Origin of the sequence: Sporosarcina cascadiensis (assembly GCF_009650995.1) — a bacterium.
GTDB classification, from domain to species: domain Bacteria; phylum Bacillota; class Bacilli; order Bacillales_A; family Planococcaceae; genus Sporosarcina; species Sporosarcina cascadiensis.
Genome location: NZ_WHVV01000006.1, coordinates 111,193 through 132,916, shown reverse-complemented (window position 1 = coordinate 132,916; position 21,724 = coordinate 111,193). Strand labels below are relative to the sequence as shown.

General features: G+C 42.5%; 20 protein-coding genes and 1 riboswitch. Of the genes, 10 read left to right on the top strand and 10 right to left on the bottom strand.

Features of this window, described 5'->3' with window-relative positions; translation table 11 throughout:
- Nucleotides 1-84: 84 nt before the first annotated feature.
- Complete coding sequence (locus GDZ68_RS08560; RefSeq protein WP_153721861.1) at nucleotides 85-879, top strand: histidinol-phosphatase HisJ family protein; 795 nt, start codon at nucleotides 85-87, stop codon at nucleotides 877-879.
- Nucleotides 880-939: 60 nt separating this feature from the next.
- Here GDZ68_RS08560 and GDZ68_RS08555 read toward each other — a convergent pair whose 3' ends face one another.
- Together GDZ68_RS08555 and gdhA are read right to left on the bottom strand one after the other, a co-directional pair.
- Nucleotides 940-1,506: a YdcF family protein gene (locus tag GDZ68_RS08555; protein WP_153721860.1), complete on the bottom strand. Its 567-nt coding sequence runs from the start codon at nucleotides 1,504-1,506 to the stop codon at nucleotides 940-942.
- A 945-nt stretch (nucleotides 1,507-2,451) separates the two neighbouring features.
- On the bottom strand, nucleotides 2,452-3,834 hold the full coding sequence (gdhA, locus tag GDZ68_RS08550) for an NADP-specific glutamate dehydrogenase (RefSeq protein WP_153721859.1): 1,383 nt from the start codon (nucleotides 3,832-3,834) through the stop codon (nucleotides 2,452-2,454).
- 396 nt (nucleotides 3,835-4,230) lie between these two features.
- On the opposite strand from gdhA, the gene GDZ68_RS18075 reads away from it, so the two are divergent.
- Nucleotides 4,231-4,374: a hypothetical protein gene (locus tag GDZ68_RS18075; RefSeq protein ID WP_194841104.1), complete on the top strand. Its 144-nt coding sequence runs from the start codon at nucleotides 4,231-4,233 to the stop codon at nucleotides 4,372-4,374.
- A gap of 41 nt (nucleotides 4,375-4,415) precedes the next feature.
- Here GDZ68_RS18075 and GDZ68_RS08545 read toward each other — a convergent pair whose 3' ends face one another.
- Nucleotides 4,416-5,699, bottom strand: coding sequence for a LysM peptidoglycan-binding domain-containing protein (locus tag GDZ68_RS08545; protein ID WP_153721858.1), 1,284 nt, complete (start codon nucleotides 5,697-5,699; stop codon nucleotides 4,416-4,418).
- Between the two features lie 126 nt (nucleotides 5,700-5,825).
- On the opposite strand from GDZ68_RS08545, the gene GDZ68_RS08540 reads away from it, so the two are divergent.
- The gene (locus GDZ68_RS08540) at nucleotides 5,826-6,461 is read left to right on the top strand and encodes a spore coat protein (protein WP_153721857.1); all 636 of its coding nucleotides are present in this window, start codon (nucleotides 5,826-5,828) and stop codon (nucleotides 6,459-6,461) included.
- A gap of 106 nt (nucleotides 6,462-6,567) precedes the next feature.
- Nucleotides 6,568-7,227, top strand: coding sequence for an HAD family hydrolase (locus tag GDZ68_RS08535; protein ID WP_153721856.1), 660 nt, complete (start codon nucleotides 6,568-6,570; stop codon nucleotides 7,225-7,227).
- 45 nt (nucleotides 7,228-7,272) lie between these two features.
- Here the strand turns inward: GDZ68_RS08535 and GDZ68_RS08530 are convergent, their stop codons facing one another.
- Together GDZ68_RS08530 and metA are read right to left on the bottom strand one after the other, a co-directional pair.
- Complete coding sequence (locus GDZ68_RS08530) at nucleotides 7,273-7,977, bottom strand: YetF domain-containing protein (protein WP_376776829.1); 705 nt, start codon at nucleotides 7,975-7,977, stop codon at nucleotides 7,273-7,275.
- Nucleotides 7,978-8,063: 86 nt separating this feature from the next.
- Complete coding sequence (metA, locus tag GDZ68_RS08525; RefSeq protein ID WP_153721855.1) at nucleotides 8,064-8,972, bottom strand: homoserine O-acetyltransferase MetA; 909 nt, start codon at nucleotides 8,970-8,972, stop codon at nucleotides 8,064-8,066.
- Nucleotides 8,973-9,065: 93 nt separating this feature from the next.
- Nucleotides 9,066-9,172, bottom strand: a riboswitch (SAM riboswitch).
- A gap of 149 nt (nucleotides 9,173-9,321) precedes the next feature.
- Here metA and GDZ68_RS08520 point away from each other — a divergent pair.
- Nucleotides 9,322-9,591: an AbrB/MazE/SpoVT family DNA-binding domain-containing protein gene (locus GDZ68_RS08520; protein WP_153721854.1), complete on the top strand. Its 270-nt coding sequence runs from the start codon at nucleotides 9,322-9,324 to the stop codon at nucleotides 9,589-9,591.
- A gap of 42 nt (nucleotides 9,592-9,633) precedes the next feature.
- Here GDZ68_RS08520 and GDZ68_RS08515 read toward each other — a convergent pair whose 3' ends face one another.
- A complete protein-coding gene (locus GDZ68_RS08515; RefSeq protein ID WP_153721853.1) occupies nucleotides 9,634-9,945 on the bottom strand; it encodes a thioredoxin family protein in 312 nt (103 codons plus the stop codon).
- A 618-nt stretch (nucleotides 9,946-10,563) separates the two neighbouring features.
- Here GDZ68_RS08515 and serA point away from each other — a divergent pair.
- A complete protein-coding gene (serA, locus tag GDZ68_RS08510) occupies nucleotides 10,564-12,150 on the top strand; it encodes a phosphoglycerate dehydrogenase (protein WP_153721852.1) in 1,587 nt (528 codons plus the stop codon).
- Nucleotides 12,151-12,199: 49 nt separating this feature from the next.
- Here serA and GDZ68_RS08505 read toward each other — a convergent pair whose 3' ends face one another.
- A complete protein-coding gene (locus GDZ68_RS08505) occupies nucleotides 12,200-12,991 on the bottom strand; it encodes an HAD family hydrolase (protein ID WP_153721851.1) in 792 nt (263 codons plus the stop codon).
- A 177-nt stretch (nucleotides 12,992-13,168) separates the two neighbouring features.
- Between GDZ68_RS08505 and thpR the strand changes: the two genes are divergently transcribed.
- Nucleotides 13,169-13,717, top strand: a complete 549-nt coding sequence (gene thpR, locus GDZ68_RS08500) for an RNA 2',3'-cyclic phosphodiesterase (protein ID WP_153721850.1) — start codon at nucleotides 13,169-13,171, stop codon at nucleotides 13,715-13,717.
- Between the two features lie 32 nt (nucleotides 13,718-13,749).
- Here the strand turns inward: thpR and GDZ68_RS08495 are convergent, their stop codons facing one another.
- Complete coding sequence (locus GDZ68_RS08495; RefSeq protein WP_153721849.1) at nucleotides 13,750-15,438, bottom strand: methyl-accepting chemotaxis protein; 1,689 nt, start codon at nucleotides 15,436-15,438, stop codon at nucleotides 13,750-13,752.
- A 399-nt stretch (nucleotides 15,439-15,837) separates the two neighbouring features.
- On the opposite strand from GDZ68_RS08495, the gene GDZ68_RS08490 reads away from it, so the two are divergent.
- From GDZ68_RS08490 to GDZ68_RS08480, 3 genes are all read left to right on the top strand, one after another.
- Complete coding sequence (locus GDZ68_RS08490; RefSeq protein ID WP_194841103.1) at nucleotides 15,838-16,743, top strand: AEC family transporter; 906 nt, start codon at nucleotides 15,838-15,840, stop codon at nucleotides 16,741-16,743.
- A gap of 177 nt (nucleotides 16,744-16,920) precedes the next feature.
- Complete coding sequence (locus tag GDZ68_RS08485) at nucleotides 16,921-18,078, top strand: acyl-CoA dehydrogenase family protein (protein ID WP_153721848.1); 1,158 nt, start codon at nucleotides 16,921-16,923, stop codon at nucleotides 18,076-18,078.
- Nucleotides 18,075-18,632, top strand: a complete 558-nt coding sequence (locus tag GDZ68_RS08480; RefSeq protein WP_153721847.1) for an SLOG family protein — start codon at nucleotides 18,075-18,077, stop codon at nucleotides 18,630-18,632. The genes GDZ68_RS08485 and GDZ68_RS08480 overlap by 4 nt, the downstream gene beginning before the upstream one ends.
- 46 nt (nucleotides 18,633-18,678) lie before the next feature.
- Here GDZ68_RS08480 and GDZ68_RS08475 read toward each other — a convergent pair whose 3' ends face one another.
- Nucleotides 18,679-19,218, bottom strand: coding sequence for a hydrolase (locus tag GDZ68_RS08475; RefSeq protein WP_153721846.1), 540 nt, complete (start codon nucleotides 19,216-19,218; stop codon nucleotides 18,679-18,681).
- Between the two features lie 140 nt (nucleotides 19,219-19,358).
- Nucleotides 19,359-21,548, bottom strand: a complete 2,190-nt coding sequence (locus tag GDZ68_RS08470) for a malate synthase G (RefSeq protein WP_153721845.1) — start codon at nucleotides 21,546-21,548, stop codon at nucleotides 19,359-19,361.
- Nucleotides 21,549-21,724: the final 176 nt, after the last annotated feature.

Here is a 21,724-nt window from a genome sequence, read left to right as displayed (position 1 = left end):
TAATGGGTTATTTGGGTATTGTCAACTGTATCTGTCGTAATTCATCTGCTACAATATGGATTATAGAAAAGGAGACCTGATCCAATGTTTGATTATCATATGCACAGCGCATTTTCAGCTGATTGTGAAATCCCGATGAAAGAAATGGCCAAAGCATCCGTGGCCAAAGGACTGAAGGAAATTTGCTTCACCGATCACATCGACTATGAATATCCCGATGAAACAATACTGTTTGATTTCGACAAGATTGCTTATGCTGAAAAAATCCAGCAGCTCAACAATCAGTTTGAAGGACAGCTGACGATTAAAAAAGGCGTAGAAATCGGCCTGCAGCCCCATCTGCTAGATCGCTACGAACAACTCATGGACGAGCACAGTTTCGACTTTGTTATCTGTTCACTTCACACTGTCGAAAATAAATCGCTTCATTATAAGGCACTATTTGCCGACCGTTCTGTGGAAGATGCTTTTGAAACATACTATAAGGAGCTGCTCTACTGTGTTCAGAATTATAAACGTTACAGCGTGCTCGGCCATGTGGATCTGATCAAACGCTATACCGGACGGCCGCCGGCTCATTTATTCCATGATTATCTGGAAAAGATATTTCAGACCATTATTCCTGAAGGCAAAGGAATCGAACTTAATACCTCAGGCACACGTTATGGTCTGGCGCACAATATGCCAAGCGAAGATATTCTACGCCTTTACAAACAATGCGGAGGTGAAATTCTTACGCTTGGATCAGACGCACACCGCCCTTCAGATATCGCCCATGAATTCAGGGAATCCATTGAACTGTTCCAATCAATCGGTTTCCGTTATATTGCTACATTCAGTAATGGCGAACCTCAATTCCATGCTATTTCTTCTTTATAAGAAAAAAGTGACGAAATCAATTGATTCCGTCACTTTTTTTCAGTATGTATCAGTTTAAGTTTATTTTCTGAAGATCCACGTCTTCAATAAAGCCAGCCGCTCCCGAATCAATACTTTTGTTTTTACAACCTCTGGAGTCTTTGCTGCCACCACATCTGATTGCCAGCCCAGTTGCTTTGCCAAAAATCGTGCTCTGGCCAAATGAAAATCACTGCTGATTATCGTCACACCGGCCAATTCAGGAAGCAGTTCTTTAGTAAATTGCAGGTTTTCATATGTAGAAGTTGACCGGTCTTCTATGATGAGCCGCTCTTTAGCTATACCTTGATTGAGCAAATAACGATACATCGCTTGTGCTTCACTGATCGCTTCGTCTTTACCCTGGCCGCCCGACAGTACTAGTTTTACATGCGGGAAACGTGTGGCATAATCAGCTGCCGACTCCAGCCGGTACCGAAGCGATAAAGAAGGCGTTTCTCCGTTTACTTTCGCCCCTAACACAATGGCATATTCATGGGAACCGTCTGCTGTGTGATGTTGCGCAGATTCCATCTTTTCTTTTGGAATGAACCAAAACATCAATGCCAAAATCACTATGACAATGCCTGCAGCTGTCAGTTTTTTCATTCACTCGCCTCTCTTCTTGTTCAGTAAGACGGAATAGAATGGCGTTTAGTTCCAAAAAACCAGCGACGCTTTATCGCCGCCGCTCATTGACTAATACTTTTTTAAAAATTGTTTTGAGTCTGCGCCATATCTGTTCGTGACAATGTGTCACGTACGAATTGCGAAATTCCTTCTGCAGTTGGGCAATGTGTGGATTTATAATGTGCATGTTTCGTTGCTCGACTTTGCTGGAATTTTGAATGAGATGTGTGTTTGTAGTTTAAACCCGCTGCGGCGCTGGGGGATTGCCTTACGCTGGTGTTGCAGGAAATATGTCATGTTGCTTTTTGGCAGGGTGTATATTTAGTTAGCTGTTGTTCTCGTTGCTCGATCTGACGGGAAGTTTGAAACCAGAATGCGTTTGTAGTTTGAACCCGCTTCGGCACTGGGGAATTGCCTTACGCTAGTGTGAGAATGAATGACATACTTCTTTTTCGCAGAGTGTGGATTAGTTGACTTGGTCCCGTTACTCGATTTGCAAACGCATCGATCACAAGAATCTTAGCCCATGCAGAATGATAGTAGTGCATGTAATACCACACCTATCATAATAATCTCAGATATAATGCTCATACTGCCTGCCCACATAAAAAGTTCTGAAACACCAGCCAGTGTACCGAAGTGGAAGGCGGCGACTCTGAGAGGATCAGCCCGACAGGTGAGACAACTTGCGGGAGCGCAGCGACCAAGTTGGCTCACCGCGGGCCCTCCAGAATGCGTCCGCCTGGAACGCAGGGAAACGGACTCCTTCCACCTCCTCTATACCCTATACTGCACCTGCACCACCCCAGCCAAATCCCAAACTTCTCATAAAATAAACTGTCAAGCACACGTTTTGGCGAAGACCATTGTTTTAAAACAAAAAAACAGACACATTGATTACATAATGTGTCTGTTTCTTATCGATTATCTAATTCCGTGTGCGACCATTGCATCCGCCACTCTCAAGAAGCCTGCAACATTCGCGCCCATGACCAGATTTCCCGGTTTGCCATAGTCATCAGCCGCATTTTTACAATCGGTGTAAATATTTTTCATAACAACTTTCAAATGCTCATCCACTTGCTCTGCTGACCAGGAAAGCCGCTGGCTGTTTTGCGACATTTCCATCGCAGATACCGCTACGCCGCCTGCATTGGCTGCTTTAGCCGGAGCAAATAGAATATTATGATCCTGGAAGATCTCGATCGCTTCAATCGTACAAGGCATGTTCGCACCTTCTCCAACTGCTTTTACGCCATTTGCAATCAGCATATGCGCTGCAATCTCATCGATTTCATTCTGCGTGGCACATGGCAGCGCGATATCGCAGGCAACAGACCAGATCGCACTGCAATCTGCATGGTATTCAGCTTCCGGACGTTCTTTTGTGTATTCCCAGATTCGTTTATTGCCGTATTCCTTCAGCTCTTTCACAAGTTCTAAATCGATGCCGTCTTTATCGTAAATATAGCCGTCTGAGTCACTGCACGCGACAACCTTGGCTCCAAGCTGCATCGCTTTTTCCATTGCATAAGTAGACACGTTTCCTGAACCTGAAACGATCATTGTCTGGCCTTCCAATGAAAGATCGTTCTCTTTCAGCATTTCATCTACAAAATAGACAGTTCCGTAACCCGTCGCTTCTTTACGTCCCAAGCTGCCGCCGTGATCAGGATTTTTCCCTGTCAGAATGCCTGCCTCGTAACCGCCTTTAATTCGGTTATATTGGCCGAATAGATAGCCGATTTCACGTTTGCCGACTCCGATATCACCTGCCGGAACATCAATGTCCGGTCCGATATGGCGGCTGAGCTCTGTCATGAAGCTCTGTGTGAAGCGCATGATCTCGCGGTCTGACTTTCCTTTCGGATCAAAGTCAGAACCCCCTTTACCCGCACCAATCGGCTGGCCTGTCAATGCATTTTTGAAGATTTGCTCGAAAGCCAAAAACTTCATGATACTGTTATTTACAGAAGGGTGGAAACGAAGGCCGCCTTTATAAGGACCTAAATCACTGTTGAACTGAACACGGAACCCTCGGTTAACATGAACTTTCCCCTGATCATCTTCCCAAGCCACTCGGAATGAAATGATACGTTCCGGTTCTGTAATGCGCTCAAGAATTCCATTCGACATAAACTCGGGATGCTTTGCAAAGACAGGTCGTAAGGAATCAAAGATTTCTCTGGTAGCTTGCAAGAATTCTTTTTCGTCCGGATTCCGTTTCTTTACCAGCTCATATACTTCGTGTACGTAATCATTTGCCCGTTTGCGGTTGTTGAATTGAACTTCATCAATCTTTGTCATATGCGACCATCCCTTTCCTTGTTGGTAGTTAAAAGCTGACGACCGACCAGTCGCTCACTTTACTCAGTAGAAGTTATCCTGCACGCTTGAATCTACACAAAATACTTCTCATAGAGGATGAATTCTACTGAATAAATTGAATTTTAATTGTTCGAAATATTTCTGTGTATTCCAATATTATCACTGAAACCATAGTAAGTTACAAGATTTTTTTATTTTTTATTCCGTTTGCTCCAATTTTTGTGTCAGTTTTATGTATTAATTAGAAATTTCCCATTTACAATAAACAGAATATATAGTATTATTAATCTATTCAAACAATCTGCGCGGAGCTAGCAGAACAGTGGCTTTTGCCTGAGCGGGAGAAACAATACGAAAAGAAAGAGGCGAAGCAATATGACAAAGAAAAACAACCCAATCCGCTCAATTATAGGAGCTAATCTGCTGCTCATCATGACTTTTGCTTTCTTACCCGCCTTACTCGTAAATCCAGACATGGAATTTTTCCAAAACGCTGTAAAAGCACTGACTAATGAATAAAATGACGCTAAAGAGCCTTCCCTCTGAGGAAGGCTCTATTTTTATCGTTTCCGGATAGTAAACCGGTCCTCCAGCAACAGCCAGTTTTGTGGAAACGATAAGCCGAGTTTCCAGTACATAATACCGCGAAGCTTAAAATCCTTAAGCAGCGTAAACTTCGCATTAATGCTTCTTGCATCTTCAAACCACACTTCATGCTCGATGCTTTGCTCATCATAATACGTATAATGAGGTGCTTGAGATAAAGCGTCGTATTCGATCGACACATTTTGATCGATTGCAAGATTCGTCGCAGCTTTAGGACTGAGCGCGGTGGCTGGCTTACTGTCCGCCTGGCCGAATGGTGCCGTCCAATCGTAGCCGTATAAATTTTGACCAAGAAAGATTTTGTCTCTTGGAATTTGACTGACAGCATATTCCACCACCTTTGTGACTGGACCAATTGGACTGACGGCCTGCGGGGCACTGTATGTATATCCCCACTCATATGTCATCAAGACTACAAAGTCGCAAATTTCCCCATGTGCTTTATAATCATGCGCTCCGTAGATTCCTGTCATCACCTCGCCCGCTTTAGGGGCAAGCGCAGACGATAGTGTTAGTCCCGCCTTATGGATTTGTTCACGTGCATTACGCAGCATTTGATTATATAATGCACGGTCTTCGGGAAATAATAACTCAAAGTCAAAATGAATGTCTCCATATCCCGAAGCTGTCGCCGTATCGATGGCATTTTTAATCATGTTATTTTGTGCGGTTTGATCTGTAAATAACACGTGTCCGAGCTCTGCACTGAAGCCATAGTTCTCTAAGTTTGTCAGTACAAGCATATTAACCGCTCCAGCGTCTTTTGCAATGGACAGAATATCTGCTGTTTCAGGTGCCTTCAAAGAACCGTCCCGCTGAACTTCATAGCTGAACATCGCTAAATATGTAAGCTGTTCAACTCGCTCCCTCACTTCCGCAAGCATATCCTGACTTACCGGGTTACGTGGCTCCACATACAGCAACGCATCAATCGGCGTCTTTTTCTCTTGAGGAATGTATAAACGCTGTCCTATTCTTAATATACCCGCAGGATTAATGGCATTAATCTTGGCAAGCTCTTCAAAAGAAATTCCATAAGTTTGTGCGATTTTGTAAAGACTGTCGCCCGGCTGCACCCAATAATAAGTGCCGATAATTGGTATCACTAATGCTTGTCCAATTGCCAGACGCGTCTCACTCACGAGTTCATTGACTTGAGCGATCAGTTGGTACGGTACACCATACATTTTGCCAATCATATATAAACTTTCTCCCGGCTGCACAACATGAATTTGCATATCCAAACACACCTTTCTTCTAGTCTCTACCAAAGATATTGTCGGGACAGTCAAAATATGCATGATGAATAATTTATCCTTTTCTTCTCATACTACCGTTGATGTGAATTATAATTGAAGGAGGAAATGTATTTGACAAATCAATTCGAGACATCCCAGCACATGCATGACGGTCCAGTAACACCCTCAATGAACCATGGCGGTCATGAACTTTTTGATGTGCACGAAGTATTAAATGCAGCAGTAGGTGCGCTGAATCAATCCATGTTGCTGCGTCCGCACGTAAAAGATCCGGAACTCTTGGATATTCTGGACCGCCAGTATCGTTTTATGCTGGACGAGTACAATATTACAGTCGAGTGTTTCAAAAGCGGAAAAGATCCTTCACATCCTACACAGCGATATCAAATGCAGGAAAACAGTGATTTTGTCTATGGGATGAAAGAAAAAGCGCCTTCCAAGCCGATCCAATCCACAGCGGAGATAACGGATGAAATCGTATCAGGTTTCTTGCTGGGTGCAGTTAAAGAAGGCGCCACAGGCAAGACTGCTGCTTCTCTTGAAGTTTGTAACCCTGTTGTACGCCGTGTATTAGCAGATTCGATTCCAAACTGCATTGAAATGGCATATGAGTTGTCGATTTACCAAAACAAACATCATTACTACCAAGTACCGCAACTGAACAGCCAGGATATGAATATGCTTCTCAACTCATATGCTCCTTCACAAGGACAGCCAAGTATGCCGAAAAACCTTCAGTAATTCACCTCATTGCAGACGGAGATTTTTTCTCTCCGCCTGCTTTTTTGCTTTTCCACTCATTATATTTGTATACTGTAAGGAGATGAATGAACTGAGGGGTGTCTGAATGAAAGTTGCAATTTTTGATTTTGACGGCACGTTATATACGAAAGAAACGTTTAAACTCCTGATGGAACATTTAAAAAAACATCCGGCCTATCAGCAATATTACGGCAAGTTTTACCGGTCCATCCTGCCATTGTATATTCGTTACAAATTAAAAATGCTTCCGGAACCGGTCATGAAAGAACGTTCCATGATGCTTTATTTGAAGGCATTGGAAACACTGACAATTCCCCAGCTTCGGGTTTACTTCGAAGAAATGCAGGACGAGATGTCAAGTGATTTTAATGAAGACGTCGTCAATAGACTCGCTAAACATCGGGAAGAAGGTTATCACGTACTGTTGGTTTCAGGTGCTTACACACCATTTTTGACTGCAGTTACGAGCCATTTAACCTTTGATGAAATCATCGGAACCGAAATCCCTGTCAATGGGGAGCATATAGCGATGGACCAGCCCTTCTTACATATTCAAGGACAGCGTAAAAATGAGATGATTTACTGCGCTTTGGAAGGGAAGACAGTGGAATGGGAAAAAAGCTTTGCCTATGGGGACAGCATTTCAGATCTGCCTGTATTGGAACAAGTGGGTCATCCCGTTGCCGTCAGACCTGATGCAAAACTTGCCGCGATTGCCAAGCAGCGTGCCTGGCAAATACTGTAAAAATGTCGCCGCACGCCAGTAACCTGACATGCGGCGACATTTAGTTCAAACACTTTTCAATGTATTAACATACAGACTGCCATCCGTCTGAATTTCTGCATACAGCACTTGCTCCGGCCTTGCGATTCCCTGCTGTTCCAGCTGCTTTGTCAACCATACATCTGTCAGCTTCAATTCTCGCATATTCTTTTCTTCCACTTTGCCGTTTGTGATTATTTCAGTAGGAATATATTTCGGCGGAGGTGATGAAGCCTGCACATCTTTCTTGGTGGCCGGTTCCTCCCCTGTTTTCAACATCACACTGAGATTTCCGTTTGTTTCGAATATCGCATAATTTACTTCTTTCATGGAAAATATGGACTTTTCACGAAGCAACATATTCAGATCATTAAAACTCAGTCTTAATTTGCGGAGTGAACCTTCAATGATTTCACCATTTTCAATCACAATCATCGGTTTATCGTCCAATAAAACACGCAGTTTGATTGATTTGAATGATAAGTAATTAGCGACAATTGTCAAAACTGCCCATAATATCATTCCATACAAACCATTCAAGAAAGGCGTTTCCGACTCTCCTGCCAGGTTAGCCGCAATCGAACCTATAGTAATCCCTGTTACATAATGAAAGAACGTTAACTGCGATACTTGCTTTTTCCCCATAAAACGCGCCAGGATCAAGAGTACCACAAAGGAGAGCACTGTCCGAAGTGTCATTTCCCAGAAAGCCAACTCCCAAAATTCATCTATATTCACAAACGTACACCTCCATTGTATGGAGTATGTGTGAAACGGATGGACTTATACGCTCATCATGTCAGAAGCAGCCGGCTCTTTCAATTCCATACGAATGGAGTTGCCTGATAGACGTAGTAATTCAGCCAGTTGGAAAACAGTAAATGCGTATGAGAACGCCATGTATTCATCGGCTCCTGATTTGGATCATCATTCGGATAATAATTTTCAGGAACATCAATTTCCATTCCCTTTTCAACATCCCTTTTATATTCACTGTCTAATGTATGCGCATCATACTCCAAGTGACCTGTCACCATAATATGTTTTTCATCGTTGGAGATGACGATAAACGCTCCCGCATCTTCTGAAACAGAAAGCAGCGTCAGATCTGGGTGTTTCTCTATTTCTTCAATGGATACACCTGTATGTCTTGAATGCGGCGCTACAAATACATCATTGAAACCGCGTGAAAGATTTACTGTCTGATCATAGACTTCGTGTGCAAATACACCAAAACACTTTTCAGGCAGTTCAAACTTATCAATTCCGTAATGATGATAAAGTGCAGCCTGTGCTCCCCAGCAAATATGAAGGACTGAGGTCACGTTCGTCTTGGTCCAATCCATAATTTCCTCCAGCTCTTTCCAATAAACTACATCTTCAAACTGCATCAGTTCTATCGGTGCCCCTGTAATAATCATTCCATCAAAACGGCGGTCTTTAACGTGCTCAAAAGTTGTGTAAAATGTTTCTAAATGTGTCTGACTGACATTTTTCGATGTATAAGAGGCGGTATTCAAAAATGTCACATTTACCTGAAGCGGTGTATTACCCAGCAATCTCAGCAGCTGCAGTTCCGTCTTTTCCTTTTCAGGCATTAAATTTAGGATTAATATACTTAACGGGCGGATATCCTGTGCAACCGCTCGATTCTCATCCATCACAAATATCTTCTCTTCTTTCAGTAACTCTCCTGCTGGTAACTGCTGCGGTATATTAATCGGCATGTTTCTTCCTCCTCGGCCATTCACTCGGCCAGTTATTTTCAATAAAAAAACCTTCATTTTCCTATAGATAAGAAAATGAGGTTCGGGATATCATTCTTATCTCTCAAGAAAACAATCTTGTTGGAGTTAGCACCTTCCTGTTTGCACAGAGGTTGCTGAAGCGTCATCAGGCCAGTTCCCTCAGCTTCTCTTGATAAGTTTTATGTAATTACAGACTATTATAACATTAATATATAAATTGTATAGCGGAATTATCAAATAGTTCTACTCATTCCAGCCAATCAAATTGTATAAAACAAAATTTTCCGTATAATAGACATACAGACTATTATTTCCGAAGGAGGCATCCATGAGATCTTTAGGTATTGTTCGCAAAGTCGATCATCTTGGCAGAATCGTCATTCCAAAAGAACTTCGTCAAACTCTGCAAATTGTCAAAGGGGATCCAATAGAAATCTTTTCGGAAGATGAACAGATCATCTTGAGGAAATACCAAGTTAACAAAGCTTGTTTCATAACCGGTGAAGTAAACGAAGATAACAAGGAATTATCTAACGGATTATTCATCAGTCCCGAAGGTGCAAAAATACTGCTGAAACAGATTGGCGATATGGAATAACAGGAAAACCATCCCAACTCGCGGGATGGTTTCTGTTTGTGCTTATAAACTATTGATAAACTCTTCAATTTCCTCTTTTGTTTTGCGATTCTTGCTGACGAAACGTCCCAATTCCTTACCTTTGCTATAAGCGACAAAGCTGGGAATGCCAAAAATATCATGCTGACTGCAAAGGTCAATGAAATCGTCGCGGTCAACAGAAAAGAATTCATACTCCGAAAACTCGATTTCCAACTCCGGCAGAAACGGTTCGATCACTCTGCAATCAGGACACCAGTCTGCAGTAAACAAGAAAATTACACGCTCTTCTTTCTTCAGCCCGTCAAATTGTTCCAAAGTCTCAAGTTTCCTCATAAATATAACCTCTTTTCTACTTATTCTGCCGTCATTATAGCATTGTTTACTATCCTTCTTCTCTCTTGACGACTTATCTAATTTACAGAACAAACTTGATATTAAGTGCATTTCTTTCATTTTCATCATTCAAACACGAACGTTCACAATATATTCAATAAGATATGTTCGCATTTAATACTTTTTGATTTTTTGCTTAAAAGTAATTGACAATTGTTTTGGACGTGTTATGATTAGTTCTAAATTTAATACATGCAAAACAATTTTGACGAAGACATACCTTTCCGTAATAGAATTTCTTAGAGAGCTGATGATGTGGTGAGAGTCAGCAAATTCTTAGGATGGCGGCACTTCCGAATTGATTGGCTGAATATTCAGTAGGCCGATCCGTCACATGCACGTTACGCATGCTGAATGAAGGCTGCTCCGGCAGCAAAACAAGGGTGGTACCGCGTTAGTTAATCGAGCTTTTCGCCCCTTACGTATTGTAAGGGGTGGAAGGCTTTTTTATTTTTCCTAAAAGGAGGTTAGCGCAGCTTACATAGACGATTGATCAGATGAATGCTCATTACCCGAATGCAGGACCAAAACAATTTACTGAAGGAGAGAATGATAATCATGGCTTTTAAAGTACTTATTAGTGATCCACTCAGCGAGGATGGTATTTTTCCATTAAGGCAGGCAGAAGGTTTTGAAATTGTTATTGATACAGATTTGACTCCAGATCAGCTGAAAGACAGAATTAAAGGTTTCGATGCCCTTCTAGTGCGCAGTCAAACTACTGTAACAAAAGAATTATTAGAATCTGCTGATCAATTGAAAATTATCGGCCGTGCAGGTGTAGGCGTCGATAACATCGATTTGGATGCAGCAACTGAAAAAGGAATCATTGTTGTCAATGCTCCTGACGGTAATACAAACTCAGCAGCTGAGCACACTGTCGCGATGATGATGGCAATGGCACGGAAAATCCCTCAGGCTTTCAATTCTTTGAAGAACAATAAATGGGACCGTAAATCTTTCCTTGGGGTCGAACTGAAGGATAAAACACTCGGTATTATCGGGCTGGGCAGAATCGGAGCAGAAGTTGCACGCCGTGCTAAAGGTCAGCGTATGAGCGTTGTCGCATATGACCCATTCCTGACAGAAGACATTGCTAAAAAATTAGGCATTGAGATCGGAACAGTAGATGAAGTACTGGCTGCAGCAGATTTCATTACCGTCCACACGCCATTACTGAAAGAAACTCGCAGAATGATTAATAAAGAAGCATTCGAAAAAATGAAAGACGGCGTTCAGATCATCAACTGTGCACGCGGCGGAATCATTGACGAAGATGCTTTGTATGATGCAATTGTTGCCGGGAAGGTTGCCGGAGCAGCGCTTGATGTATTTGAAGAAGAGCCTTTCCTTGACCACAAATTGCTGACATTGCCGCAAGTGATTGCTACACCTCATTTAGGAGCAAGCACAATTGAAGCGCAAGAATCTGTTGCAGTAGATGTCAGCCGTGACGTTGTGAACTTCCTCAATATCGGATCTGTTCGCAACCCGGTAAACTTGCCATCCGTTTCTCGTGATGTATTAGCAAAAATCGAGCCTTTCTTCGATCTAACTGAAAAGCTTGGTATGTTCCTGTCCCAAATTCAAAACTCTGTTATTGAAGAAATTAATATTCAATATGCAGGCGAATTGGCGAACTATGATGTACGTGCATTAACACGCAACACAGTAAAAGGTTTGCTGAAGCGTAATCTTGGCGAAACTGTAAATGACGTGAATGCAAAGCTTTTGGCTGACCGTTATGGCATAAAAATAAATGAACAGAAAACGACGACTGCTAAAGGTTTCCTTAACTTAATCACAGTAGAAATCGTTACACAGAAAGGCATCCGCAAAGTAGCGGGTACTCTTCTGAACGGACTGGGACCGCGCATCGTAAAAGTAGATGACTATGTAGTGGACGCTATCCCTAAAGGTCACTTGTTGTTCATCCGCCATATTGACCAGCCAGGCGCAATCGGCCGCGTAGGTACTTTGCTTGCAGAAGAAAATATCAATATCGCTGCAATGCAGGTAGGACGTTCTGCTGAAGGCGGAGACGCAATCATGATGCTTACAGTCGATCACCATGTGGAGTCTGCTTCTGTTTCCCGTATTAAAGAAGTCCAAAATATCCATGATGCAAAAGCGGTTGATCTATAAGAATGACAAAAATCCAGCTGATAGAAAATCAGCTGGATTTTTTATGTTTTTAGTTTGTAAGTTGGGATAGTATTGGAAATAAACTTTCTAAGTGGTCAATCTCATACGTCGGTTTTACTCCATCGACAGGCAGCTTGCTTTCACGGTTGATCCATACATTTTTCATACCCACTCTGCTTGAGCCGAGTATATCGGTCATCAGATTATCACCGATCATCAGTCCTTCATCCGCAGTTATACCGCAAGTATCCAGGACATGCTGAAAAATCGTTGCATCAGGTTTACCTTTACCAAAAGCTCCGGACACGATGATATGGTCGAAATACGGCGGTATCTCCGGAGAAATCGTCAACTTGATCTGCTGCAGACTGGGAGACCCGTTCGTCAGCAAAATCAGCTGATAATTCCCTTTTAAACGATCCAGCACATCAAACGTTTCTTCGTAAATATAGGGATGATTTTTCCGTTCTTTCGGGAACACCTCCGCTAGCTCTCTTCCAAAAGCTTCATTATCCACGCCTGACTTCTTCAGTCCTTTAATCCATGCATCCCGCTGGTAACCCGGAACAATCTCTTTCATTTTCTGAAATTCTTCACCTGGATCATCAAATACGCCCCAAAGACCTTCAAATGGATTGATGCCTATATTTTGTGTATGAGGATAAGTTTCATAAGCTGCATACAGTTCTCTAGCTTCCTGGCGCACTGCTTTCTCAAGCTCAACCGGGTTAACACCTGTCTTTTTCGTAGCATATTCACATGTCTTCTGAAATGCCATGGCAATACTTTTTGCATCCCAAATCAGCGTATCATCCAAATCAAATATCAGTGTTTTGATCATATCGCCTGCCCCCTTCTCTTTTCTGCTTTTACGTTAGATACATCTTTAATTATACACATTACCCTGCCAGTTTGTCAGTTTGCTCTTCATCTTTATCATGTAAATGCAAATTTTCTGCCTTCCATGTATAGTTATCTGCAGAGAAGGGAATCTAATAAGCAGGAGGTGAACTGAAAAGTGGCTCAACATTACTTTATCGGCATCACGGCCGCTGATTCCGCTTCAGAGCTGGCAGAAAAGTTTCGCGCCAAATATCTGTTAAAAGAAAAATATAAAGTCCTTCCGCACAAGGATGATTTGCATATAACCATGCGTTATATAGGAGAGATGAACCAAAAAAGCGCAGAAATGCTCATTTCTTCCCTGCATAAGATCGCGAGTGACCATCCATGTTTCTCTACATCTCTAACAGGTTTAGAATTTTTCGGTTCGTCTACCGGTCCTCGGGTTGTCTATCTTTCAGTTAAAAAAGTTAACGCAATGTGCAACCTGCAGAGACAGATTGCCAGACGGACTGAAAAAATACTGGACTTGGAAAAGGATACACGATTTGTTCCGCATGTGACGATTGCAAAAAAACGTAAAACTGCTGATAAAATGCAATTGGTGAAAGAGGAAATAATACCTATTCCCATTCATATAAATGGCTTCACCTTGTTTAAAATCAATCCAAACGTTATACCTTCCTACGAATCGATAGAATATTTCCCCTTAAAAAAGAGCTGATTGCGTGTTGCAATCAGCTTTTCTCTATTTAATCACACTTGAAAGCGGCCCATATCGCTTTGAAGTTGTTCTGCCAGCACCGCCAATGTTTGGGAACTGGAGGTAATCTCTTCGTTTGCTGCCAGCTGTTCTTCTGTTGCAGCACTTGTCGACTGTGCCTCTGCAGAAGCCTGGATCGCTAATTCTTCTACGCGCTTAGAACCAGCTGCCACTTCATCTGTCATCGCGCGGATTTCTTCAATAGCCGCGGAAACAGTGGAAACTTTTTCACTGACATCTGATGTCGCATGTTCGATACTCGCAAAAACTGCATTCGTTTTCTCGGTCGATGCCAGCCCTTCCTCTACACGTTTATGGCCTTCATCGGTACTTGCAACAACCTTTGTCACATCTTCAATAATCGTGTCAATCATTCGGCCGATTTCCTGAGTAGATTGTTTGGACTGTTCCGCCAAATTTCGCACTTCGTCAGCAACGACTGCAAAGCCTTTGCCGTGTTCCCCTGCCCGAGCTGCTTCAATCGCCGCATTTAATGCTAATAGATTTGTCTGTTCCGCTATGTTCGTAATCATGGCGGTTACATTTCTAATGTTTTCTGAACGGGCGGCCAATTCATTGATTGTCACCATCGAATCACCAATCGTCTGGCTGATATTGTTCATTTGATCTGTCGTTTCATTCATCAATGAAGAACCTTCTTTTACCAAACGGGCGACATCTTCGGAAGAACCAAGCATTTCTTCATTATCCTCTGTAATCTGGTCAATCGCCGTTATCATTTCTTCCATTGAAGCAGTAGACTGACTGACTATGTGTGTCTGTGCTTCACTTGTCTGCAGATTTTTCTCGGAAATCTCTGCAACCATTTCCGAAGCAGCCAAGCTTTCTTCCGCACTGGCAGATAATCCTTCTGATTGAACAGCCAGCTGACTCGCTGAATCTTTTGCCCGCTGAATGATGCCTCGCAAATCTGCAACCATCGAATTTAAGGCTGTCGCCATATCCCCGATTTCATCCCGGTTTTTGATAGTTACTTCATCCAAAGCAAAATTTCCGGCTGATACTTTATTGAGCGCACTTGTCATTTGTTGAACAGGACGGCTGATTAACCGGCTGATGATAATAGTAATAATGATACTTCCGATCAAGCCAAGCACGATGAGTACAACCATCAGTAAGATTGCAGCATTTGTATAACCTTCCACTTGCTTTTCAACCTGGTTTTGCTGTTCTTTTTGGTACTTAATCATGGCTTGTATATTAGTTGAGATAATCTCTTGATAAATTGCACCATTCGTTCCAGTCTGCAGCGCTCTGTCACGGTCACCTATTTCTATTTGACTTATTATATTCCTTATGACGCCATCGTAATTTGTCGTTGCCGCACGAATTTCTAAAATAGCGTCTTTCATATCTTTATTATGTATAATCTTATCTAACTCTTCCAAACGAACTTGATTACTTTCTTGTTTTTCTTGAATTTCAGATAGATAGGTATCATTCCCATGCAGCATGTACCCGCGGATACTGCTTGTTAAATAGTTTTGATCACTCATTTGCTGCTCAAGTAAAACTACTTTATACATACGGTCATCTATTAAAAAACGATATTTTTCATTGACATTTTTTAAAGACAAATAACCTATTGCCCCTATAATAACCATAATAATGCCAACGCTTAAAAAACCAACCCAAATTTTCCTGCCCACCGTGAATTTCACGATTTCATCCCCTTTATTCAAATGAATGAATACTTATACAAAGGTATTCATTTATAAATAATTATACCGCAATATGCTGTACTCGTATACAAGGAGATTTACTGTTTTAAAAATTTAAAGCAATCTATAATCATTTGTCTTTTTATGTCTTTTTATAAAAACATAAAGTCATTCGAACTAGTGTTAGTTATTAAACCAGTTCTTTAAAGCCTGAATCTGAAAGGGTTCTTTACTCCCTGCCTGTTCAATTTCTTTCATTATTGCACATGCCATTCACAGTCATTTTTATACAATTCGTTGTATAAATATTATTTTCTTCGTTCTTCTGCAGAAACCTATAGATTCTGTTACTCAAAATTGTTTATAATAGAGTGGCAGCTTAGAAAGGACGGAATTTTCTTGGAACTTATCGGTATTATCGCACCTGTATTATTTATCTTCCTAATCGGCTTCATCGGCCAGAAATTTCTTTCATTCGACATTAAGACGCTCTCCACGGCAGCGCTTTACTTAATGTCACCATTTTTAGCTTTTCGTACTTTCTATAAAAATGAGTTGGACAGCACGTATCTCTATATTGCTGCATTTGCTCTCATATTATTGATCGTGTTATTCATAACGGTCTGGATCACAGCAAGTGCAATGAAAGCATCCCGGTCTGAACGTTCTGCAATGATACTGAGCGCCGCTTTCATGAACAGCGGGAATTATGGCGTACCGGTGGTATTATTTGCTTTCGGCTCGGAAGCTTTTGATTATGGAGTTATCATGATGGTATTTCAGTCGATCCTGATGAACTCCATCGGCATTTTCTTCGCTTCAATAGGCGGTGAAGCGAAGGCAACGTGGCGCGATTCCATGCAGCGGGTCATTCGAATGCCATTGATCTATGCCGCCATCCTTGGTGTCATTTTTCAATATACGTCGATTAACCTGTCAGACTCCATGATGCAGGGGGTTGATTTGATAGCAGACGCTTCCATTCCTGTAGTGATGCTTGTTCTCGGCATGCAGTTGGCAATGATTGTTCGCAAGCGCGTTGCCTACCGCTATGTTACAGCAGCTACACTTATCCGAATGGTTTTCTCTCCTATAATAGCGGTCGTTATTTTGTTGTTCCTTCCTGTCGATAACTTGCTGAAAGCTGTGCTTATTATCCAAGCGGCAATGCCTGGTTCAGCAAATACAACCATGTTTGCTGTACAGTTTGGAACAGAGCCTGATCTCGTTTCTTTTACAACACTGGCTACAACTTTATTAAGCTTATTGACTATTCCGATCGTACTTTATTTAGTCATGACGTAATCTGTATTTCCTGCTAGTTTTTTGTTCGTCTGAATGGTATTTTGTTTAGTTTTCTAGTATACTGTAATTTCATGACCTTGAAGGAGATACTCAAGGATTTCTTGTTTTTATACATACAGACTCTAAAGAATTACTCAATAGAAGAATGTAGACTGAAGCAGTTAGGACGTGTTACTCGTGTCGACAGAACTTTTTATCACAACGGACTTTCAACGCCGGTGGGTCAATGAATTGACCGAGGCAGGTCCGTTTTTCAGCAGCTTTTCAGAGCAGTCTGACAGACAATCCAAATTCCCAAAAGAGAATATACAAAAACTTGTTGAAATGGGCTATACTTCGTTAATCTTACCCAAGCAATTCGGCGGAGCCGGAATCAAGGTAACGGATATGGTGCTCTTCCAAGAGACAATTGCCCGGTTTGACAGCTCGACAGCTCTTGCAATCGGCTGGCATCAGGCAACCGCCGGTGAAATTTTCGAGAAAACCATCTGGTCTGCTGAACAATTAACACACTTCAGCGAAGCCATCCAAAATGGAGCATTGGTCAACCGTTCAGCTACTGAAGTCCAGAGCGGCAGCCCTACTCGCGGCGGTCGGCCGCAAACAGAAGCGGTACGTTTCGAAAATGGCTGGATCATAACTGGCGAAAAGACCTTCACTACTATGGCTCCTGTTCTCACCCATTTTCTTGTTTCAGCCTGGGTGGAAGAAAAACAGCGAGTTGGATTCTTTTTGATCCCGCGTGAAGCAGACGGACTTTCTATTAAAGAGACCTGGCATACGATTTCGATGCGCGGGACAGAAAGCCAAACATTAGTATTGGAACAAGTGAAAGTTCAGGATCAACAGCTAGTTGAATTGAATGAACTGCGCCCAGGCAGCAAACAAAATGGCTGGCTGCTGCATATACCGGCCTGTTATCTCGGTATTGCACAGGCAGCACGGGATTATGCTGTCCATTTTGCTTCAACATACCAGCCTAACAGCATGAATGAACCGATTGCTTCGCTGTTTAATATTCAGACACAAATCGGCAAAATGGATTTAGAATTGATTAAAGCGCGTCATTTACTTTATGACATTGCTGGGATTTATGATAATCCCGAACGCCGTATTCATTTACAGAACGAACTAGGAGTCGCTAAGTCGATTGTCACGAACAGCGCAATTGAAATAGTCAATCTTGCAATGCGGATTGTAGGCGCAAAAAGTTTGGAACTTTCCAATCCCCTTCAACGCCATTACCGTGATGTGCGCGCCGGCCTTCATAACCCGCCGATGGATGATATGACTATCACAAAATTGGCTCAAGCCGCAATCAGCGGACAGCAATGAATAAACGCGTACTCGTCAGCGGCTATAAAGCACATGAATTAGGGATTTTTAATGAGCAGCATCCCGGCATTGCGATCATAAAAAAAGCACTGACAGATCGACTTCTCTCCTTGCTCGATCAGGGATTAGAATGGGTGATCGTCAGCGGCCAGCTTGGAGTCGAGACTTGGGCGGTCGAGTGTGTATGGGAACTGCAAGAAGACTATCCGGAGCTGCAATATGCGGTCATCACTCCATTCCTGGATCAGCAGGCTAACTGGAATGACGAGAAGAAAGAAATGTATGAACAGATTATCGCGATGTCAGACTACTCTGTGAGTCTGACAAACAAACCGTATGAGGCGCCCTGGCAATTTGTAGAAAAGAATAAATTTCTTCTGCGTAACTCAGATGCGCTGCTCCTTGTATACGATGAAGAAAATGAAGGTTCTCCAAAATTCATTAAGCAGATGGCCGCACAGCTGGCAGAAACGACTGAATATGAACTTTTGACTATTACTGCTGACGATTTGCAGCTTATTGCGGAAGATTTACAGCGAGAACAATGGGAATAAAGAAAGCGAACGCCAATGTGTTACAAAGGCAGTTCGCTTTTTTCTATTATTTTATGATTTTCAATACTTGTTTAAACTCACTTGTGCCTGCTTGGCCTACTAGTTCATAAAGGGCAGTTTCCACGCAAGTAGCTGCGATGCCAAGACCATTCATTTTCTGCAAACCGATTTGTTTATTCGCTTCGGTCCGTGAAGTGACAGCGTCTTCAATGACTTCAACTTCATATCCCTGTTTCACTAAATCCGCCGCAGTCATATAGACACAAATATGCGTTTCAATTCCCGCAATAAGAACTTGTTTCCTGCCTGTAGCTTTCAGCTGTTTCATGAATTCTTCATTGCCGGCTGCACTGAAAGTCATTTTGGCAATCGGCTCCTGCCCTTTCAACAAACTCGATAAAGATTCTGTAGTGGGTCCCAGCCCGTCAGGATATTGCTCCAGCCAAAGGATAGGAATGTCTAAAACATGCAATCCTATTATCACTTTTTCAAGATTTTCGTGCAGTTTTTCACTTTCATTCACTATTTGGGCAAGTTTCCCTTGCACATCCACGAGTACAAAAACGGTTTGATCTTTTTGCAACATATCTATTCTCCCCCTTCTTCTACTATTGCCGATAGTATAACATATTTACAGATTTATTAGAAAAAATCTGGAACACCAGCTTTGAATATAACTGAAAAACCGTCACAGAAAGTCGGTTGACTCTCCGTGACGGTATATCTTTAGTTTTGTACAGTTGCTTTTTGTTTCGCTTTTGCTTTCGCCTCAATACGACGGGCGTGCAATATCGGCTCTGTGTAGCCGCTCGGCTGTTCAGCGCCTTTGAATACCAGATCACAAGCTGCCTGGAATGCAACAGAATCGCCGTAATTTGGAGCCATGGGCTGATATAATTCATCTCCGGCATTTTGCTCATCTACCACTTTTGCCATGCGTTCCATAGTTTCCTGTACCTGCTCTTTTGTACAGATACCGTGACGCAGCCAGTTTGCAATATGCTGGCTTGAAATACGCAATGTTGCGCGGTCTTCCATCAAACCGACATCATTGATATCCGGAACTTTTGAACATCCAACCCCCTGATCAATCCAGCGGACCACATAGCCAAGAATTCCCTGCGCATTATTATCCAGTTCAGACTGAATTTCTTCAGCCGGCCAATCAGAGTTCGGAGCCAGTGGAATTTCAAGAATACCGTCCTGATAATCAATCGAGCTGTCGACACCCGCCTGCACTTCTTTCACATTCACCTCATGATAATGCAGTGCGTGCAAAATAGCTGCTGTAGGTGAAGGCACCCATGCTGTGCTTGCGCCCGCTTTCGGATGAGCGATTTTCTGCTCCAGCATCGCAGCCATCATATCAGGCATTGCCCACATTCCTTTGCCGATCTGCGCATGTCCTGGAAGTCCTGCTTGAATTCCTACTGCAACGTTTGAAGATTCATAGGAAGCAAGCCATTTTGAGGCTTTCATATCATTTTTACGGATCACAGGTCCAGCTTCCATCGACGTATGGATTTCATCTCCCGTACGGTCTAGGAATCCCGTGTTGATGAAAGCAATTCGCTCTTTCACTTCATTGATTGCAGATTTCAGGTTCAACGACATTCTGCGTTCTTCATCCATTAGACCAATTTTTAATGTATTGCGTTCTAATTTCAGCACGTCTTCAATACGGTCGAAAAGTTTATTCGCAAATGCAGCTTCTTCCGGACTGTGCATTTTCGGTTTAACGATATAGATTGAACCGTGACGGGAGTTCTTGAATTCCGTGTCTTCTTTCAAATTATGTGTAGCAATCAGCGAAGTGATGACACCGTCTAGGATCCCTTCCGGCACTTCATTACCGTGTTGATCAAGGATTGCGTTATTTGTCATCAAGTGACCAACATTACGTACGAACATTAATGAACGGCCATGCAATGACAGTTCTTTGCCGTCCGCCGTTTTATACGTACGGTCAGGATTCATTCTTCTCGTAACCGTTTTGCTGCCGCGCTGGAAAGAAGCTTCCAAGTCACCTTTCATCAGACCCAGCCAGTTGCGGTAAACGCCGACTTTATCTTCAGCATCCACTGCCGCGATAGAGTCTTCGCAGTCCATTAATGTAGAAAGCGCCGCTTCCATAATCAGATCTTTTACGCCCGCTGCGTCGTCTTTTCCAACCGGATGAGCGCGGTCAATCGCAATTTCGATATGCAAGCCGTTATTTGTCAGCAATACAGCGGACGGAGCATCTTCCGTACCATTGTAACCAGCAAATTGAGAAGTGTCTTGTAAAGTTGTTTTATTGCCGTTCTGCAGTGTGACTTCTAGCTTGCCGTCTGCTACTGTATACGCTGCCGCATCAGCATGAGACCCTTCAGACAGAGGAGCTGCCTGATCCAGCAGGTTTTTAGCGAAATCGATTACTTTCTGACCGCGGATCGGATTGTACTGCACCCCTGCTTCTGCGCCGCCTTCGTCACTGATGACATCCGTTCCGTATAATGCATCATACAAACTTCCCCATCTTGCATTGGCTGCGTTCAGAGCATAGCGTGCATTATCGACAGGTACTACCAGCTGGGAGCCTGCCTGTACTGCAATTTCTTCATCTACATTCGAAGTCGTTACTTGGAAGTCTTCTGCAATCGGTTCTAAATAGCCGATTTCTTTAAGAAAATCTTTATATTGATTTGGATCAATTTTTCCGTTATTTTTCTGATGCCATTCATTAATTTTCTTCTGCAGGTCAAGGCGTTTTTCCAGCAGCGCTTTGTTTTCAGGAGCAAGTTCATGAATAAGTGAATCAAAGTCCGCCCAAAATTGATCTTTTCGGATTTCTAAGCCTGATAGAACTTCTTCATTAATGAAGTTATACAGCTCGTTTGCAACTTGCAGTTTACCAACTTTTTCATAGTTTGTCATGGAATAAATCCACCCCTTAAGATTTTTTGCCGCTCTGTTGTATAACATACGGCATCGAACACGATTCTTCAGCCATTGATCATAGTTGCCCCCACAGCCATTGATCAAGAAAGCGTCTTGTAATTGACGATTCATGTCCTAATTTGAAGTCGTGTTAGTACTTATCATACCTAAAG